An 18,035-nucleotide genomic window follows, 5' to 3' on the forward strand; every position below is an offset into this window, starting at 1 on the left:
TCGATGTGTGAAGGTCCGTATGCTTACTGGGGCGAATCGCCACCCCGTGAACGTGTTGCCGTGTTGTCGTCGTCCCTCGACGGGAGCAGTTGGCCTCCGGTCAGCCCGCCCGACAGCAGCCTCGCCGTCTCCTCCGCCAGCCGCGTCGCCCGCCCTGCCTCCGCCCGCAGTTCGTGCACGCGCCGGAACGCCTCCCCGTACCGCCGCTGCTCCTCCAGCGGCAGCAACGGCACTCGCAGGCGGCCAGGGCTGACCTGCAGGATCGTGCTGCCCGAGGACGCGCCTGCGATGTTGTCGTCGGTGCCCAGGAACCCGGCGAGGAACCAGGCGTCCAGCCGTGCCGGGTCCGGACGGAAGAGGTGAACCTGAGGGCCGAGCAGCGCGCCCGCGTCCTCCTCGCCCGCGACCCGGGCCATGGGACCGCCCGCCGGGCCCGGACCACTTCCGCCCGCGACCCCTCGTACGAGGACGTCCCCAGCGAGGATGACCGGCGCCGACTCGCTGCGCAGGTCCGCCGGAGAGCCGGTCGGGCCCGAACCCCTGGCGATGTCCGCGCCGGTGAGGACCGCGAGACCCTCCGTGCCCGCTTCTCCCGCACCCTTCTCCGCCTGCCGCGATGCGTCCGGCACGGTCCGCAACAGCGTCAGCGCGCCGCCGCGCGCGAGGTCCGACGCCGTCGCTGTACGCCATGCCCGCGCCGAAGCGCCCGCGGCGCTCCAGACCGCAGAATCCGCCGCCCTGCCAAGGGACCTGGCGGCCTTCACGAGATCCCGGCGCGTGGCGGTTACCTCCGCGGACAACTCCGCCGGGTCCGCATCGGCCCGTGAGGCGCGTACCTGACGTGCCGGGGTCAGATCCACCAGGTCGTCCAGGAGATCGACAACGCCGACCGCGCGAGCGATCCCGGGTTCGCCCTCGTACGCGTCGGGGCTCTGAGTGAACGCTTCCCACGCCCCCAGCGCCTGACCGGTGATCTCGGTCCAGTCCAGGGCGGCTGCCCGCCCACCACCGCGCGTACGCGTCTGGAGGGCGCCCGAGCGTCCGGCGTCCGCGCCTGCCTCCGTTGTCGCCTGCGCCGTGTCGACGAACAACACCGACTTGCGCTCGGCACCGCCCGGTTCGGGCCGCTGAAGCACCCAGATCTGCAGACCGATGTGAAGCGGCGCCGCCGCGCCGGCCGGCAGTGCGAGCACAGCCCGCAGCGCGCCGCTGCGTACAAGTTCCGCTCGTACGCGGCGACCTGAGGCACGACCAGCCGTCGCGGGCGGCAGGATCAGGACGGCGTAGCCGCCGGGGGTGAGGTGCGCGAGCGAGTGCTGGACCCAGGCCAGCTCCGACTCGGCGCGGGCCGGGACGCCGTATGCCCAGCGGGGGTCGTACGCCAGCTCGTCATGACCCCAGTCCCGGTCGCCGTACGGCGGGTTGCACAACACGGCGTCGGCGACGAGGTCGGGGAAGGCGTCCGCGCGGAGGCTGTCACCGGCGCGCACGGTGACCGTGGTCTCCGGTGCCGTCAGCATCAGACTGACCGCACTGCGCTGCGTCTGCACGGGAAGTGAGTCCTGACCGTACAGCTCGCTCGCACCGTGGCGCGCGGCGGCTGCCAGCAGGGTGCCGCTGCCGCAGGCCGGATCGAGGACGCGGGCCCAGGAGTCAGGGATCAGGCGGGCCGCGAGATCCGCGAGCGGTTCCGGCGTCTGGTAGGTGCCGCTGGCGGCGCTGTCCTCCAACTCCCGCTCGGCGAGCACACGCAGTGCGGACTGGCCGCCCTCGTCCCGTACGCACAACAGCAGTGCGCGCAGGACGGCGGGGTCGGCGGCCGTGAAGCGGACGGTGTCCGCGCCCGGTACCGCGTCGGCGAGATCTGTCACGGCAACCTCCGCGTGTGCGACCAGGTCCGTGTCTGCGAGGTCCGCGAGTGCGGTGAGGTCATCGGGCGAGCGGTTTGCCGCGGCGAGAACGAGGAGCAGCAGATCCGATGTCCCCCCGCTGCCCTGTGCGTACAGGCGGAGGGTCGTGCGCAGCTCCTCCGAGGGGCTGGCCGCGGAGGCGTGACCTCGCGAGGCGAGCCAGTCACGCACCGCTTCCAGGTCGTACAGCGGGCTGCTGTCCGTGCCGCCGGACGGGGCCGGGAAGTCGTCGTGCCGGCGACGCCAGTTGCTGACGGTGGCGCGCGTGACCCCCGCGATACGGGAGATCTCGGCGGCTGTCACCTGTGCGGATGGCTGGGGCATGGCGGGAGTCCTGGGCCTCTCGGTAGCGAACAGTAAACAACTTACAGCACCCGTCAAATCTGTCAACGTGTTTGACGATGCTTTCATGGCTGTGCTTATCTGGTGATGCTTCCGCTGGTGAGTGGCTGACCGTGGAGGCCGCTCGATCGTCATGCCTTGCCGCCGGTGCGGCTCAACTGCCCCGGCGCAAGGCACCTCAGCTGATCAAGACCCAGGGGGGTCCCTATGCGCCTCACGATGCCGACTGCCGTCGTCGAAGGAACTCAGCTCACCGTCATGCCGTTCCGCGAGGACGCGGTCATCGGCACCATGTCCGTCCCCGCGCTCGTCCAGCTCGTGCCTTCACCCCGCGCTGAGGAGGACGCGAAGAAGCTCAAGGCCGCCTCCGGTCTCGTACGCCGGCACGCCGAGCTGCGCTCGACCGTGCAGCGGACCCTGAAGTCCTCGCAGAAGGGCAAGAACGTCGGCCCGTACGCCGAGTACATCGCCGACGGCCTCAAGGGGGAGCTCGGCGCCGCCTGGTCCACGCCGCCCATCACCCTGTGGCACGCCGGAGCCCTCGCCGCCATCAGCGACGAACTCGTGCCGGGCAGCGGTCTGCGGACCGTCACCATCACGCCGGGCACGATGGTGATTGCCGTCGACGGTGAAACCCAGGCCACCGCCTGGCACGACCTCTACGACAACCCGGAGGCGTACGGGCTGACGTACGCCGAACTCGCCCAGGTGCGCGTTCCGTTCGAGCTGTACGTCGATCTCGCGCCCGCAGATGCGCGGCAGATCTTCTACGACCGCAACGTCCAGGGCGTCGCCGTCGCCAAGAACCTCGCCATGTCGATGGACCAGCGGGACTTCGGTACGCGGCTCGCCCACCTCGTCGCCGACTCCGTCAAGGTCGAAGTCGACGGCAAGCGGGTGCAATTCTCCCAGCTCGTCAACGCCAGCAAGCGGCAGGTCTCGCGCGGCGACCGCGAGGTCATCACGCTGTCGGCGCTGCGCGCGCTCGTCGTCACCGCCGTCTACGGGCGCCCCGGTCTGTCGCGCTCCGCCGAAACCGTCCACGAGGACGAACTGCCCGCGGGTACCCGCCCGGAGCAGGTGGAGGCCGTCGTGGTGCCGCTCCTCGCACGGCTGGTCTCCGACCACTTCCCGCACTTCGCCGACCGCAGCGCCCTTACCGCGCCCGCAGTCCTCGCCGGAGTCGGCATCGCCGTCCACCAGGCCATGCCCTGGAGCGATCCTTCCTCCGCGCTGGACACCGACGGCCTGGACCGGCTCCTCGCCGACATCCGCTGGGAGCGCGAAGCGGCGTACTGGGACGGCATCGCCGCCAAGGCCGGCGCCTCGGGCCGCCTCAACTTCAGTGGTGGCGTCAAGGACTCCGGCGGCCGCGTGGCCGACGCCATTCTCTACCCGGCCACCGAGGCCGGACGGAAGATCCGCGGTCTGCGGCCCTGATTCCGGTGATCGGTGACCGGTGGCTGGTCACCGACCAAGTGGTGACGCCCGGCCCCACGCTTCGCCCCCTGCCCCGCCAAACCAACTCGACTCGACCTGACTCGAACGGAGATCCGTCATGACCACTCCGAACCCCGATCCTCAGTACGGCCAGAGCCCGCAAGGAGGCTGAGGCCCGATTCCTCCCGCCCCGTCCTTCGTTTCCAAGACCCCGAGCCGCCAAAGAGCGTGGATCACCTGGGGGGGCGATCGCCCTTGTCTCCCTGTTCGTCGGCGTCGGCATTGGCGCGGGCGGCGGAAGCGACACCACGGCCGGAAGCTCCGACGGGACGAAGTCCAAGCCCGGCCCACGGTGACCGTCACCAAGACGGCGCGAGCCGAGGCGGCCGAGCCGGGTCCGACCGTCACCGAAACGGTCACCGCCAAGCCGAAGAAGACGAAAGAAGCCAGCCCGGCCAGCAGCTTCGCCGGGGAGGGCGAGTACGTCGTGGGCGAGGACATCAAGCCCGGCACGTACAAGACGGCGGGTCCCGAGGACGAGTTCGGCTGTTACTCGGAGCGGGCCAAGGACGCCAGTGGGGAGTTCGGCTCGATCATCGCCAACAGCAACCTGGAAGGCCCGGGCCGGGTGACGCTCAACAGCGGTGAGTACTTCAAGACCAACCGGTGCCAGGAGTGGCGCAAAGTCGGTTGAGCGGGAGGCGCAGACAGGCGTCCTACCAGGAGTTGTGACGATCCGTCACGTGACGGAGATCACCACAACTAGACTTGGGCCAGCGAAGTCGAAATGGGGAACCGGTCTTCGGCGTCCTGTTCCGGGGCGGTACGAGGCGGTAGAAACACGCACGAACAGAGGGGGCGGGGAAGCATGCCGAAGCGTGCACGACGAACGGACGTGCTTGCCGCGGAACAGCGCGCGGTCGACGATGCCTATCACTGGCTCGAGCGCGCCCGACGCGAGGCATCCGAACTCAAGGGAGTGGCGGCCTCCGCCAGTGGCAAGGACGCGATCGACGTCAACCGGTCCTGGCAGCGCGAGCTCGACAGCCTGGACCTCGGCCGGAACTCCCTGGTGTTCATGCGAGCCGATATCGACGAGGGGACCGGCCGCGAGACGTTCTACATCGGCCGGCGAGCGGTATTCGACGCCGACCGCAAACCCGCCGTCATCTCCTGGAGCGCCCCGGCCGCGATCCGATGGCGGCTGACGAGTGAGCATGATCCCGGCGATGTGCGTCTGTTGCGTCAGATCGTCTGCGACGAGCGCCTCGTCAAACGCTACTTCGACCTGCACGGAGCCGGCGATGGCGACGGGCAGGCCGAGGCCGCGCAGGACGAGCGGGAGAACGCGGTCGTGCCGCAGACCGCCGACGAGGCGGACGAAGTCACTGGGCAAGCCGTCGAAGCCGAGGCCGACGGCAATGAGCAGGCCGCTGCGCTCGAAGAGCAGGAGTGGCGGGACCCGCTCCTCGACGAACTCGACCGTGCCCGCGACGGCGCCATGCACGACATCGTGGAGACGATCCAGCGCGATCAACTCCGGCTCGTCACGGAGCAGCCCAGGGGAGTGCTGATCATCCAGGGCGGCCCTGGCACCGGAAAGACCGCGGTGGGCATGCACCGGGTCAGCTGGCTCCTCGACAACGAGCACATGGCGGCCGACGACGTACTGGTCGTTGGCCCGAACCGAGGATTCCTGGACTTCGCGGGGACAGCCCTGGTCGAGCTGGGCGGCAGCGGTGTGACCATGCTCGAACTGCCCGCACTGTGGTCGGGTGGCACGGCGCCACGGGACCCGCACCACGTCGCCCTCCTCAAGTCCGATGCACGCATGAGCCGTGTCCTCCAGCGGGCCGTCGACAACCAGACGACGAGCACTCGCGAACGGCTCGAAGCACTCGTCGGGGGTTCCGTCTTCACCTTTGAGCTCCGCCGCCGCGAGGTGGTCGTGCCCGTCGCGGAGATCGCGGAGATCGCTGGTGACGCCCTCGCCGGGGACAGCCCCTACCGGGTGCGGCGGGAGCGTTGCGCCCAGGGGGTCGTGCAGTGCCTCACTGAGGCGCATACTGGGCTGCTTCCCGGGCCTGCCGACACCGACTACTTCACCGAGATTCGTCAACTGCGCGCTGTCACAAGACTGCTGCGCCGAATAGCCCCCGAGCTGACGGCCCGTGACGTCCTGCGCAGACTGTTCGCTAGCGGCGTCGCGATGGCCGCGGCGGCACAGGGCATTTTGACCCCGGCGGAGCAGGCGATACTCATTGCGCACCACGAGCGCGCCGAGCGTCCCCGATCCGCAGGCGAGCACAGTCTTGAGGACCTCGTCTGCCTCGATGAGCTGGAGCACGTCCTGTCCGGGCGGCCTGACCAGACCTATGGCCACGTGGTCGTCGACGAGGCCCAGGACATCACCCCGATGCAGGCCCGCTCTCTCGCCCGTCGCTGTCCCGGCGGTTCCATGACGATACTCGGCGACCTCGCTCAGGCAACGGGGCCGTTCCCGTACCAGGACTGGGAACAACTCGGCACCACGCTCACCGGCCGGGACGGCTGGCGGCTGGCGGAACTGCTGACCGGCTTCCGCGTGCCCGGTGAGGTCATGGACTTCGTCCGCTCCTTGGGAGCGCACTGCGCACCCGGCATCGCCATTCCCGACTCCGTCAGGCGCACCGGCCTCAAGGTGACCGTCGCGAAGGGAGCCCGCCCCGCCGAGCGCGCCGCCGAGCTGGCCGGGGATCTCGCCGCAGGATCCGGTGGCGCGGCGGCGGGCCGCACCACCGCGGTGATCGTTCCCGGAGCGGCACCCTGGCGGGAGACCGTCGCCGACGCGGTCGCGGAGCACGACTCGGTGACGGTCCTCACGGCCGACGAGGCCAAGGGGCTCGAGTTCGATCACGTCGTCGTGGTCGAACCGTCCGCGATCGTCGGGGACGATCCGGCGGGGCTGCGCCGCCTCTACGTGGCGCTGACCCGATGCACCCAGTCGCTGACGGTTGTCCACCATCGGCCTCTGCCCCGGTGGATCGGCGGGCCGGTGAATTCGGTTCCGACACCGAAGCAGTTCATGACTCAGGTGAGCAGGCGGAAGACGCCCAAGGGCGGCTCCGGACTGTGCACCCGGTACCGGGCCGATGGCACGCGGTGCAACAACGAGACGCGGGAGGCAGACGGTTGGTGCAGGCAGCCGGGATGCGGCGGTTTCCGCACGGCGGAACCAACGCCTCCCGGCAAAGGCAGCTATCTGCGCGTGCCCAAGGACGCCGTGACCGAGGCACGGCTGGAGCTCTCGCCGGAGCGCATCGCCGACATTCGCATCAGCTCGGCGGCCTGCGGATCGTTCGTCGCGCGGCACAGGGGCAGCCTGGGCGAGGCGGCTGTAGAACTGCACGCGATGCTCACGCCGCTGCTGGCCCGGGGACGTCATCTCCGCTCCGAGGACGGGTGGTTCCTCGACCTGGACGGCTACCGGATTGCCCTCGACGCCGAGGCGCGCGCCGTGACTGCGTACACCAGCGTCCATCCCGAGCGCAGCTATGCCCAGCTCGAGGCCGGGGTCCCCTCCCGCATCGGCCAGGATGCGCGGGCCGGGCGGAGGTCGTCTCTGACACCTCCGGCGGCTGAAGACGGTGTCAGCCTCGCCGACGACGCGGCGGTGCGGAACCTGTCCACCGATCCCCTTCACATCACCGTGCGTGCTTGCGTCGGATACGAGCGGATCAGCCAGCTCCGAACCCTGTCGGACCAGGAATTCGTGCGGCTGCTCCACGACGAGCTGTCAGCCGACTTGGCTGACGGGCGGATCGAGTGGGTGGGGCAGCGCGTCTTCGTCGACGGCACGCGCTGTCAGTGGACGATCCGGTCCGACGGCCGGGTCCTGATCTCGGTCCGCAAGGCAGGATCCGAGATCTACCAGGGTTTTGACGTCCAGGACGCGGACGAACCCCAGGCCGAAGGGAACGACATGCCGGCAACCATTGCCGAGGACGAGGCCTGGACCGATGAGGCCGGGAGCGGCTCGGGTCTGGCTGACGCGGTGGCGGAACGTGAACGTGCGGCACGTGTGAGTCGACTCCACGAAAGCCTGCGTCACCGGCTGCTGGCCGACCTGTACGAGCGGTTCTCGGAGGCCGGGGACAGCGATCACGTGGACGCATGGAGTCTGGGCACCGGCGGCATGACGCTCTTCGAGGTCTTGGGCGAGGCTTCTCACACGTATGCACAGATTCGGGAGGCAGCGCTCCACCTGATGGAGGCTGCCTGCCTGCACCCCGGGGGGCAGGCGGAATACCTCGTCATCGTCCTGCGGGAGCCACCGGCCGAGCCATGGGCCGCCGAGGTCGCCGACCGGGCCTTCAGCGTGCAACTCGCATGGTGGGACGGCGAGGGATGGGCCGGACCCGGCGCACGGCGCATCAATGTCGCGTCCGACGAGGACAGTGCACGATGAGCCCGGCGGGTTCATGCGTGGCCGGGGAACGCGGATGGATGGGCTGCCCCGTGGAACGCGCGACGGGCGAACGGTGCGAGGACCGATGACGAACGACGAAGCTCAGAGCCGGGGCCAGGGGCTGGATGCCGCGATGTCGCGGACGGAGATGGTTGAGTCATGGCGCGAGCAGCGTCGTGCACGTCGCAGTGAGCCGTCTGCGCCCGTGGCGGGCAACGCCGGCCCCGACGGATTCGCACTGCGCAGGTGGCGCCGGGCTGGTGTGTTCGGCACGGACGCGGTGCGACGCGTGGAGTGTCTGTTGAACGACCTTCTCAACGCCAACTCCGGGGAGCCGTCCGTGCCGGACTGGGCGCTCGGGACGCTGCGGCAATGCCGCGACGGCGACCCGGGCCCACAGCTGCCCTCCGCCGTGCGTGCGGTGCTGGAAGGCATGGAACCACACCACACGGTGGAGGCGATGTTCGTGATCCACGACGCAGGATTGCCGTGGCTCACACCATCGGGCCAGCGGTGGCTCGAGCACCTGATGGCCTCAGGCACGATGATCCTCGAACAAGATGCCCGCCCCTCCGCGAGCGAGGATGTCTCCGGCGGCTTCACGTTGCAGTACGCGATACGCAACGGGGAACTCGACGGGCTTTCACCCGCCCTGTGCGCTCGGACCCTGCCGTGGATACCCCTGGGGACCATCGACGACCTGATCGACGCGAGCATCGTGACGGGCGATTCCGAACCCTGGCAACTGCGCACCGCTGAGCACGACCGGCACTACCTGCTGGCCCGGCTGTCACCCGAGCGGGCCGACCCGCGCACCGCTGTCACCCTTGGCTGGACAGACACAGTCCAACGACGGCAATTCCTCGACGGCGAGGACGTTGCGTGGGATGAAGGCAGCAGATACGACCTCCTCCAGTGTGCCGCTGACGGGGATACGAGCGTGCTCAAAGAACTCGAATACCACCTGCCGCGCCCCCTCGTCCTGAGACTGCGTCGCATTCAGGACGGAGCTCTCACGGGGAACTGGGACACGGACATCCTTGCCGACCGCGGCCTCTGGCGCTTGATGTCGGCACTCTGGGAACCCAAAGCTGCAGTGAGCCCTGGACGTAGTCCTTTCCACGCGCTGGCGGCGCTGCGCCATGCCTATGACGTCATCTGCACGGGCGACTTCAAGAAGGCCCGGGCCCAGATAGACAAGCTCGTGGCCTACGAAGACGGCGATCTGCGCCAGCGTGCCGAGGCCTGGAACATGCGCGCCTACTTGGCGGTCCTCGACGAAGACCTGGACAGCGCACTGATCGCGCTCACAAGCATCGCCGACCGTCATCCGAGGGCCGAAGCCAACCTGGACCTGGTCAAACGACGACGTGGCATCCCGCGCAACGACCGGCCGCACCCCTCCAACCCTTACCTCGAACTCGGCCTCCCCAACGGTTCGGGAGTCTGGAGGCAGCGGTACCGCGATCTCCGGCGCGAGTACGTCGACGACCGTGAGGAGGCCGCCCGTCTCAACCGGGCCATGCGCCGTATCCAGCAAGCTGAGCAGGCCGAGGACTGGTCTTCCTTCTTCATCCTGCCGCTGAACGAGGATGTCTTCGAACTGCCCCGCGTGCCGCCCGTCACTCTGGTGCCGCCGGTCGAGGCCATGCCCCGGCAGACTGTCCATGAGGATCCCGCCGATCTTGAGGTCGTACGCCGCCGAGCGGTTGCCGACCTGCTTCCCGCCCTTCTCAACGCGCCTCGGCGCCCGGACCATCAGCACAGGATGAAAGCATGAGCAAGCCCAGGCACTGGACCAGTGGGGCCGATTCGCAGAGCCTTCGCCGACGTGGGGCGAGAGGCAGAACCATCGACGCTGAACTCGTGATGTACCGGCCTGACGAGCTCTTGAATCCGGCGGACCTGCTGAAGCGCTTCTCCGAAAGCGCTCAGCGGCTGATCGAGGAGATTCCCGATCAAGACCGTCCCAAGCGGGGCGAAGTTCTCGCTGCCCTACGGCAAGGCGTGCTCGAGGCGTTCCGAACTCGCGAAGAGCACCTGGCCCGGATGGTGGAGAGCGATCTCGAGGCGCGGGGCTCGGGTAACAGGATGAGCACGCTGAAATGGCAGGTATCCGTGAGAAAGGCGTTGCTCGGGCTGGGTGTTCGCATCGTCGAGGCGACGGACGAGCAGGAATTCTTCGTCGTCGTCGAGGGCGAAGGCGACGGCTTCGAAGTCCTGCGTCCCGCGTATGTGGACCAGGCCACGGGCAAACTGATCCTGTCCGGACAGTTGCGTCGGGTGCCCACCAAGGCGAAGCAGGGGGACTCCGATGCCGAGCAGGTGTCCGAGGGGGAGGACAAGGCGTGACCGCGACGGGAATAGATTTCGGTACCACCAACTCCGTCGTCGCTCAGTGGCAGGGTGACGATGTCGAGGTCCTGCCACTCGACGCGCACCATCTCGACGCCGACTGGCGCCGCCCCGGATTCGATCTGCTCTTTCCCTCCGTCGTCGGTATGAGCTCGCTGCGCCGCGGGCCGCTCTTCGGCTGGGAGGCGAAGCTCCGTTCGGAGGAGGCCGCCGAGGCCTGCAAGCGTCTCCTCAAGAGCGACGAGTACGTGAACGTGCAAGGCCGCCGCTTCGCAGCGACAACCGTTGCGTCCGGTGTCTTCACCGCCATGAAGGAAGGCGCTCGGCACAACCTCACCGAAATCGACCGTGCTGTCATCACCGTCCCTGCGAACGCCACCGGTGCTGCGCGTTACCGGACGCGCGCGGCCGCTCGATTTGCCGGTATCGAGGTTCAGGCTCTGCTCAACGAGCCGACAGCTGCCGCCATCTCGTATGTGCACGACATGCGGGAGGACGCGCAGATCCTCGTCTTCGACTGGGGTGGCGGAACCATCGATGTCACGGTGCTCGACTACGAGGACGGGTTCTTCGAAGAGCGCGCGTCGCGCGGTGTGACGGAGCTCGGCGGGCTCGAGATCGACCGACGACTTCGCAAACTGGTCCTGGACAGGGCGCCGGCACGGCGTGAGTGGACTCCGGCGCAGCAGCGCCAGTTCCGTCTCGATGTCGAGCGCAACAAGATCCTGCTGTCCTCCCAGCCCTCCGTGAAGATCACGACTCCCGACGGAAGGGAAGTGGAGATCTTCCAGGAGGAACTGGAGGAAGCCATCACCGACCTCGTCGACCGCGCCCTGGCTCCGGTTGAGGAGTGCCTCAGGGACCTGCACATGGCCCCACTCGACGTGGACGATGTCCTCATGATCGGAGGCACCAGCCAAATTCCGAGCGTACGAGCCGCGGTGGCGGAGGCCCTGCAGATGGAGCCCGTGCCCACCCAGCTGTGCGATCCGATGACCGCAGTGGGCCGGGGGGCCGCCATCGCCGCCGCCGTCCTGGCAAAGGAGGCCTCCGGCGTCATCCAGGTGGCCAACAGTCACGCACTCGGGACGGTGGTCAAAGGGGCCGACGGGCGCAGGCGGTTCAGCGAAATCATCCCCCGGAACTCGCCCTTGCCGTGGAGCGAACGCAAGAGCTACACACCTACCCGCGACCACGAGCGGAAGCTCACGGTGGAGATCTGGGAAGGAGACCCGGACAAGGAGTTGTCCGACTCCGACAATGTCCAGCTCACGGAGTTGACGCTGCAGTACCCGACGCGTCGTGTGCGCGAGGAGTCCCGGTTCGACCTGGAGTACACCTATGACTCCGATGGCTTGCTTCACGTGAAGGCCACGCTGGAGCACACCGGCGAGGTCGTCGTCGACGAGGAAGTGAAGAGCTTCGGTTCCGGTGGCCCGACGCCCGAGGTACGTAAGGAACTCGACGACCTTCTGATGGCGAACCCCGCGCCATCTCCTCTGCTATTGGTCAACGGAGCGGGAGACCGGACACAGGCAGACGCCCCACGATCGAGAGTGGGCACTTCCGAGCAGAGTGATGACGTGCACACCCTGGTCGTCGACGGATCCAATCTGGCCTGGATCGGCCGCTCACCTGCCCGACCCGGCGTGTACGAGGCGGATGACCGCCCGAGTTTTGCGCAGCTCGTAGGAGCACGTGAGGCACTTGCGAAGAAGTATCCCGGCGCCGAAGTCCACCTGGTGGTAGACGCCAGTTTCAGGCACAAGGTTTCGGAAGAGGAGCGGGACGAGGTCATTGCCGCACTCAGCAAGGGGGACATCATTCAACCGCCCGCTGGAACCGAGGGAAAGGGGGATGCCCTTGTGGTGGCCATTGCGGAAGAATCGGATGCGGTGATCGTCACGAATGACAACTATGCCGAGCTGCAAAGCCGTTATGCGTGGTTGAGGGAGCCTGGACGGGTTCTCGGCTCCACCTATACCAAGGGTGTGTGGATATTTACTCCGCGTACCTGCGTTGCCCCGCGCGGAAGAGGCTGAGAGCAGAGGATTTGATGGACTCCCGGCCTACAGCGACGGTTTTCTGACGACGTGTAGCCAGATATGGGTCCAGATCATGATCTCGCCCAACATCATGCGCCCCTCCCGCGTCGCGCCCCGGCAAGGGCGCGGCGAACGCCACCCGAGGCTCCGGCTGGCTGAATCCGTACGCACGCGAACCGGTCAACGTGGTCGGGCAGCGACGGGGACGCTCGTCCGCGCTACTCAAATGCGTTAGGCCGTGCCAGCCCCAGGTCATACGCCAGGATCACGGCCTGGATGCGGTCGCGTGCTCCCACCTTCGCCAGCACCCGGCCCACATGGGTCTTCACCGTGGATTCCGCGACGACCAGGCGCTCGGCGATCTCGCGGTTGCTCCAGCCCTGGCCGATGGCCACCAGGATCTCGTACTCGCGTTCCGTCAGGGCGCGCACCCTGGGGTCGTCGGCGGCCCTTCGGCTCGACGACTCGTGGGGGAGGTGGCGGGCGTAGGCGTCCAGGAGGCGGCGGGTCAGGGTGGGGGCGATGACGGCGTCGCCGCCCGCGACCGCGCGGATCCCGGCCAGGAGTTCCTCGGGGTGGGCGTCCTTGAGGAGGAAGCCGCTGGCTCCCGCGCGCAGCGCCGCGTGGGCGTACTCGTCCAGGTCGAAGGTGGTCAGGATGAGGACGCGGGAGCGGTCACCGGAGGCGACGATGCGGCGGGTGGCCTCGATGCCATCCATGCCGGGCATCCGTACGTCCATGAGGATGACGTCCGGGCGCAGCTCGGCGGCCTTGCGGACGGCGTCGCCGCCGTGCGCCGCTTCGCCGACGACGGCGGTGTCGGGGGTGCTCTCCAGAAGCATGCGGAAGCCGAGGCGTTGCAGTGGCTGGTCGTCCACGATGAGCACGGTGGTCACGCCGCACCGCCCGTGTCGGCTCCTGCGGTGGGCAGCGGGGTGAGGTCGAGGGTGGCCCGCACCGTCCAGCCGCCGCCGGGGGCGGGTCCTGCGGTGACGGTCCCGTTGTAGAGGGCTGCGCGTTCTCTCATGCCGGCGAGTCCGTGTCCTTCGTCGTGGGTTGGTCCGGGCCGGACGGTTGCGCCACCCGGGCCGGTGTCGTGGACGTCGATGTGCAGCCGCGTGCCCTCGACGCGCACCGCCAGGTCGACACGTGAGTCGTGGCCCGCGTGTTTGAGGGCGTTGGTGAGGGCTTCCTGGACTATGCGGTAGACGGTCAGCTGGACACCGCGGTCCAAGGTGTCCAGCTCGCCGCCGGTGCGGTAGAGGACCTGTGGACCGGCGGCACGGATTCGGGCGCACAGGGCGCCGATGTCCGCCATGCCGGGCTGGGGGCTGAGCTCGGGGGCGGCGGGGGTCTGGGTCTGCTCGCGCAGGACGCCGAGCATGCGGCGCAGCTCACCCAGCGCCTGACGCCCGGTGTCACCGATGAGGAGCAGTGCCTGCTTGCCGCGTTCCGGGGCGCGATCGGTCGCGTACGCGCCTCCGTCGGCGAGCGTGATGATGACGGAGAGGTTGTGGCCGACGATGTCGTGCATCTCTCGGGCCACCCGGGTGCGTTCGGCGGCGGCGGCCAGTTTGCTGCGCTGGTCGCGTTCGATCTCCAGGCGGGTCGCGCGGTCGCGCAGCACGGCGAGCTGGGCGCGCCGGATCCGTACCGCCAGTCCGAGCGCGACCGCCGCGGTGATGGTGCTGAACAGGAAGAACAGTGCGTCCAGGACGGATACTTCGGGCGGCAGCCGGAGCGTGAGCAGGCCCAGGGCGGCTGCGGTGACGGCGCAGGCCACGGGCAGTCGCCGGAGCTGTCCGTGCAGCACCAGGCTGTAGAGGGCGATCAGCAGGGCGACGTCGGCGCGCAGCCAGACGCCCAGGGCCAGCTGGAGGAAGAACACCGCGGCGATCACGGCGAAGGCGAGGGACGGCTTTCTGCGCCGCCACAGCAGGGGCAGTACCAGTCCGGCCTGCAGCGCGAGCGTCGTCGGCCAGGGCAGATGAGTGAAGTTGGTGTCGAAGGCGCGTCGTCGGCCCTCGTCGTCGTGCACCAGGTCCGGCACGCAGAACATCAGCACCACGACAGCGATCACGCCGGCGTCCAGGATCCACGGGTGGTTCCGGTCGCCCTGCTTGAGCCATCGGCCGAGGCGGGTCAGCGCACTGGCCAGGGGGTGGTTCCAGGGGAGGTCCGCCTCCACGGACGGCGGGTCGGGAAGTACCCCCGGGTGGGCGCTGTCGTCGATGCTCATGGCTGTCACTGGTCCGGGCTCGTGGCTGTCACCTGTCCATTGTGGGTCCGTCCGCACGGCGCGTCGGAGCGGCCGACCGGCACGGCACCCGACCCGGTGACCCGGCACGGCGCTCGCCCGGTGACCCGGCGCGGCACCCGGTCCGTATCACCGGGTCGGGCGCCGCACCGGGTCCCGAGGCCGGAAGGCGTCAGGCGTCCCCGCGTGCGAGGCGGGAAGGCGTCAGGAGCCCCCGCGTGCGAGGCGGTACGCGTCAGGCATCCGTGCGTACGAGGCGGTAGGCCGCGCCCGCCAGCGCCAGCGCGGTCCAGCCGAGGAAGACCACGAGCCCGGTCGTGGGCGACAGGGCCGTCGAGTCGTGGGTCAGCGCGAACATCGACTCGCCGGCGTTGCTGGGCAGGTACGGGCTGATGTTGTCCTGCCACGAGCTGGGCAGCAGCGAGATCAGGCCGGGGACCAGCATCAGCGAGGCGACCAGGACCGAGATGCCGCCGGCGACCGAGCGGAGCAGCGCGCCCAGAGCGGTGCCGATCACACCGACCAGGCCGAGGTAGAGACCGGCGCCCAGCAGGCTGCGTACGACGCCGGAGTGGGAGAACGTGAGGGCGGCGGGCGTGCCGGAGACGATGCCGCTCGCGATCGGGAACACGACGACGACGCCGATGAGGGAGACCCCCAGCGCGACCAGGCCGAACACCGCCGACTTGGACCACAGCACCGGCAGGCGGCGCGGGACCGCGGCCAGCGTGGAGCGGATCATGCCGGTGGAGTACTCGCCCGCGGTGACCAGCACGCCCAGGACACCGAGGGCCAGTTGCGCGAAGTTCGTGCCGAACAGGGAGAGGCTGAGCGCGGTGGCGCCGGCGTCGTCCGGTCGCAGGGGACGACCGGAGTTGAGCTCGGACTTGTAGTGCGCGGCAGCGATCACGCCGAACGCGACCAGGAACAGCAGCCCCAGACCGAGGGTGATCCAGGTGGAGCGAAGGGACCACAGCTTGGCCCATTCGGAGCGCAGGACGCGACGTCCGGTGACCTTGTACTGCGGACGCGTCGTCTGCACCGGGCTGGGCGCGGAGCTGTTGGTCACGGTCATGGTGGTGGTCATGCCGCCCTCCCGGGGGTCTCGACGGTGGCGGTGGCGTGGTACTCGACGGCGTCGCGGGTCAGGTCCATGAACGCCTGCTCCAGGGAGACGGCCCTGGAGCTGAGCTCGAACAGCGGGATGCCGTGCTCGGCGGCCTTGAGACCGATGGCACGAGCGGACAGGCCGGTCACGTGCAGCTCCTCGGAGCCGACCTCGCCGGTGATCTCGACGCCGGGGCCGGCGAGCACCTCACGCAGCCGGGCGGGCTGGTCGGACGCCACGGTCACGGTGTCTCCGCCGGCCGTGCGGATCAGGTCCTGCACGGTGGTGTCGGCCAGCAGGCGGCCGCGTCCGACGATGATCAGGTGGTCGGCGACCAGCGCCATCTCACTCATCAGATGCGAGGAGACGAAGACGGTACGGCCGTCCGCCGCGAGCCCGGTCAGCAGGTTGCGGATCCACAGCACGCCCTCGGGGTCGAGACCGTTGACCGGCTCGTCGAGCATGATGGTGGCCGGGTCGCCGAGGAGTGCGGCGGCGATGCCCAGCCGCTGGCCCATCCCGAGGGAGAACGCGCCCGCGCGCTTCTTGGCCACGGACCGCAGGCCGGTGAGCTCGATGACCTCGTCCACCCGGCGGCGCGGAATGCCGTGGGTGTGGGCCTGCACCATCAGGTGGTCGAACGCGGACCGGCCCGGGTGGATCGACTTGGCCTCCAACAGCGCGCCGACCTCCTGCAGCGGCGCGCTGTGCTGGGCATAGCGCCTGCCGTTGACGGACACACTGCCGCTGGACGGTGCGTCCAGCCCGACGATCATCCGCATGGTGGTGGACTTGCCCGCGCCGTTCGGGCCCAGGAAGCCGGTGACCGTGCCGGGCTTGACGACGAAGTCCAGCTGATCGACCGCCGTCTTCTCGCCGTACCGCTTCGTCAGCTGATGTGCCTCGATCATCGTTCTTCCCTCGCGTTCTTGTGCCGCCCGCTCCGGGCTTTCTCACAGGGAACGCTAAGAGCCCGCGGGCCGCGATTCGTGGTACCGAAGGGGTCAATGAACGGAAGCCGGTAGTACCCCGGTACGACTCGGGCCGGGCCGCGCCGGATCTCCGAGGAACGCCGTAGACCCGCAGGGCGGCGGCGCACCCGCGACCGAGCCGCCGGAGCGCCGCCGCATCCGCGGTGCGAGCCGTCGGCCCCGTCGCCGCCGGCCGCTTCTCCGGTGCTACCGACTTCTCTGGTACTACCGACGCATGGCCATTGACCGGTTCATCGGTATCGACCTCGCATGGGCGCCGGGTGGACCCCGAACCAAACCCAATGAGACGGGCGTCGCCGTCATCGACGGATCGGGTGAGGTGATCGACTGCGGCTGGACCCGCGGGCTCGAGGAGACGATGTCCTGGCTCGACGGGGTGGCCGTGGACGGAGCGTCCCTGTGCTTCGTCGACGCGCCCTTGGTCGTCGACAACCCGACCGGTCAGCGGCCGTGCGAGCGGGAGGTCGGCCGGCGGTACGGACGCTGGAAGGTGAGCGCCAACAGCACCAACCAGACCTCTCCCCGGCTGGCGGGGGTGCTCCTGCGTGAAAGCTTGCGGGCAACGGGCTGGGTGTACGACGACGGCAGGGCCGGGCCACCGACGAGCGGCCTGGTCCTGTCCGAGTGCTACCCGTACACAACCCTGGTCGGAGCGGCCGAGTTGGGCTATGACCGGGAGCGCCCCACATACAAACGCCGGCCCGCGCGCGTGCCGCAGGCCCAGTGGCGAGCGGTACGCGCGGGGGAGTGCGACCGGCTGATCGCGCGCATGGCGGGCCTGGCCACAGCCGATCCGCCCCTCGTGCTCGCCTCCCACTCGGTGTCGGGCCGGCTGATGGACGAACCCACGCCTGTGGCGTCGGGAGACTACAAGCACCGCGAGGACCTCATCGACGCGCTGCTGTGCGCGTGGACGGCGGCGTTGTGGTCGCGCCACGGACTGGCGCGCTGCCAGGTCCTGGGCGAGGAGAGCCTCGCACCTTCGGGAGCCGCCGCGACCATCATCGCGCCCGCCCGCCCCGAGCAGCGGCGCGACCGTACGGCTGATTGAGCGGGGAGGCGAAATCTTCCAGGCGCCCCCTGGACATCCTTTGCGTCTGCCGCAACCATGAGAGCAACCCCATACGGTATGCAATCTA

General features: G+C 69.2%; 12 protein-coding genes. 7 read left to right on the forward strand and 5 right to left on the reverse strand.

The features are described from left to right. Positions 1 to 23: 23 nt before the first annotated feature. Complete coding sequence (locus ACZ4RZ_RS37480) at positions 24 to 2,234, reverse strand: N-6 DNA methylase (RefSeq protein ID WP_467751484.1); 2,211 nt, start codon at positions 2,232 to 2,234, stop codon at positions 24 to 26. A gap of 237 nt (positions 2,235 to 2,471) precedes the next feature. On the opposite strand from ACZ4RZ_RS37480, the gene ACZ4RZ_RS37485 reads away from it, so the two are divergent. The 6 genes from ACZ4RZ_RS37485 (at position 2,472) to ACZ4RZ_RS37510 (ending at position 12,536) form a co-directional block, all read left to right on the forward strand. Further along, positions 2,472 to 3,692 carry a DNA sulfur modification protein DndB gene (locus tag ACZ4RZ_RS37485; protein WP_467751485.1) on the forward strand — a complete coding sequence of 407 codons (1,221 nt, stop codon included), beginning with the start codon at positions 2,472 to 2,474 and terminating at the stop codon, positions 3,690 to 3,692. Positions 3,693 to 4,044: 352 nt separating this feature from the next. Further along, positions 4,045 to 4,386: a hypothetical protein gene (locus ACZ4RZ_RS37490; protein WP_467751486.1), complete on the forward strand. Its 342-nt coding sequence runs from the start codon at positions 4,045 to 4,047 to the stop codon at positions 4,384 to 4,386. A 174-nt stretch (positions 4,387 to 4,560) separates the two neighbouring features. Continuing rightward, on the forward strand, positions 4,561 to 8,139 hold the full coding sequence (locus ACZ4RZ_RS37495) for a HelD family protein (RefSeq protein ID WP_467751488.1): 3,579 nt from the start codon (positions 4,561 to 4,563) through the stop codon (positions 8,137 to 8,139). Between the two features lie 340 nt (positions 8,140 to 8,479). Then, positions 8,480 to 9,919: a hypothetical protein gene (locus ACZ4RZ_RS37500; RefSeq protein ID WP_467751490.1), complete on the forward strand. Its 1,440-nt coding sequence runs from the start codon at positions 8,480 to 8,482 to the stop codon at positions 9,917 to 9,919. After that, entirely contained in the window at positions 9,916 to 10,491 is a 576-nt protein-coding gene (locus tag ACZ4RZ_RS37505; RefSeq protein WP_467751491.1) for a hypothetical protein, read from the forward strand. Before ACZ4RZ_RS37500 ends, ACZ4RZ_RS37505 begins: the two co-directional genes overlap by 4 nt. After that, entirely contained in the window at positions 10,488 to 12,536 is a 2,049-nt protein-coding gene (locus ACZ4RZ_RS37510; protein WP_467751493.1) for an Hsp70 family protein, read from the forward strand. The genes ACZ4RZ_RS37505 and ACZ4RZ_RS37510 overlap by 4 nt, the downstream gene beginning before the upstream one ends. Positions 12,537 to 12,757: 221 nt before the next feature. On the opposite strand, the gene ACZ4RZ_RS37515 is transcribed toward ACZ4RZ_RS37510, so the two are convergent. The 4 genes from ACZ4RZ_RS37515 to ACZ4RZ_RS37530 all read right to left on the reverse strand — a co-directional run bounded on the left by ACZ4RZ_RS37515 (position 12,758) and on the right by ACZ4RZ_RS37530 (position 16,815). Next, positions 12,758 to 13,435 (reverse strand): response regulator, encoded by a 678-nt coding sequence (locus ACZ4RZ_RS37515; protein WP_467751494.1) that lies wholly within the window; start codon positions 13,433 to 13,435, stop codon positions 12,758 to 12,760. Next, positions 13,432 to 14,778 carry a sensor histidine kinase gene (locus tag ACZ4RZ_RS37520; RefSeq protein ID WP_467751496.1) on the reverse strand — a complete coding sequence of 449 codons (1,347 nt, stop codon included), beginning with the start codon at positions 14,776 to 14,778 and terminating at the stop codon, positions 13,432 to 13,434. Before ACZ4RZ_RS37520 ends, ACZ4RZ_RS37515 begins: the two co-directional genes overlap by 4 nt. A gap of 253 nt (positions 14,779 to 15,031) precedes the next feature. After that, complete coding sequence (locus tag ACZ4RZ_RS37525) at positions 15,032 to 15,883, reverse strand: ABC transporter permease (RefSeq protein WP_467751497.1); 852 nt, start codon at positions 15,881 to 15,883, stop codon at positions 15,032 to 15,034. Next, positions 15,880 to 16,815, reverse strand: a complete 936-nt coding sequence (locus ACZ4RZ_RS37530) for an ABC transporter ATP-binding protein (RefSeq protein ID WP_467751499.1) — start codon at positions 16,813 to 16,815, stop codon at positions 15,880 to 15,882. The genes ACZ4RZ_RS37525 and ACZ4RZ_RS37530 overlap by 4 nt, the downstream gene beginning before the upstream one ends. A 295-nt stretch (positions 16,816 to 17,110) precedes the next feature. On the opposite strand from ACZ4RZ_RS37530, the gene ACZ4RZ_RS37535 reads away from it, so the two are divergent. Next, on the forward strand, positions 17,111 to 17,947 hold the full coding sequence (locus tag ACZ4RZ_RS37535) for a DUF429 domain-containing protein (RefSeq protein WP_399091614.1): 837 nt from the start codon (positions 17,111 to 17,113) through the stop codon (positions 17,945 to 17,947). Positions 17,948 to 18,035 lie beyond the last annotated feature (88 nt).

The organism is Streptomyces sp. NPDC027189, assembly GCF_055566975.1.